Here is a 1207-nt window from a genome sequence, read left to right on the forward strand (position 1 = left end):
GAGTCTTTTGCAATGATTGTGTAAATTATTATTGAGCCTATATTAAGAAGTAATTAAAAATATAGGTAACAGCAATGCATGTAGAAAAGAATAAAAAAATAAATGAAGCAATAGATCTATTAATAGAAGGAGGGGCGGATTTAAAGGCAGTACTTAGTCAGAATGGATTAATTAAGGAATTAACTAAGGGTATTTTAGAAAGAGTCCTGCAAGCTGAGATGTCAGAGCATTTAGGTTACAGCAAGTATGATAGAGCTGGAACTGAGAATGCGAGGAATGGTAGTTTTAGTAAGAATCTGATCAGTGAGAATGGCTCTATAGAGCTAAATATTCCAAGAGACAGGCAAGGTAAGTTTGAGCCAATAATAGTTTCAAAGAAACAAACAAGAATAGATGGATTAGACCAAAAGATAATATCCTTATATGCAAAGGGCATGAGTTTGTCTGATATTAAAAGCCAATTGCAAGAATTATATGGAGCTGAGATCAGTGAGAGCTTAATCAGCAGGATTACAGATGAAGTAATAGATGAGGTAAGAATTTGGCAAAGTAGGCCTCTTGAGTCAGTATATCCTATAGTATATTTTGATTGTTTGGTAGTTAAAGTAAGACAAGATAAACTTATCATTAATAAATCAGTATATGTAGCTTTAGGTATAGATTTATTTGGGAAAAAAGATATTTTAGGATTATGGATCAGTGAGAATGAAGGAGCTAAGTTTTGGCTTGGTAATTTTACTGAAATGAAGAATCGAGGAGTAAAAGATATCTTAATTGCTTGTAGCGATAATCTAAGCGGAATGTCTGAAGCTATTTTAGCAGTATATCCAAAGACGGAACATCAGCTTTGTATAGTTCATCAAATTAGGAATAGTCTCAAGTATGTATCATATAAAGATAGAAAACAATTAGCAGCGGATTTGAAGCTAATTTATACTTCTACTACTGAAAAAGAAGCGGAATTAGCGTTAGAGAATTTTGATAAAAAATGGAGCAAGCGATATCCGCATATAGCTAAATCTTGGTATAATAATTGGGAGCATTTGATAATATTCTTGCAATATCCTGACAGGATTCGTAAGATAATTTACACTACAAATGCAATAGAATCATTGAATAGCCAGTTGAGAAAAGTTACAAAAAATAAACGTGTTTTTCCAAATGACGACTCAGTATTCAAAGTTTTATATCTGACAATTGATTATAT

At 32.1% G+C, this 1207-nt stretch carries 1 protein-coding gene; it reads left to right on the plus strand.

From position 1 onward, the window contains the following. Positions 1 to 74: 74 nt before the first annotated feature. The coding region (locus tag C4Q30_RS00005) for an IS256 family transposase (RefSeq protein ID WP_103896831.1) at positions 75 to 1207 on the plus strand (1133 nt) is incomplete at its 3' end.

This window comes from Rickettsia fournieri (assembly GCF_900243065.1).
Classification (GTDB): domain Bacteria; phylum Pseudomonadota; class Alphaproteobacteria; order Rickettsiales; family Rickettsiaceae; genus Rickettsia; species Rickettsia rickettsii.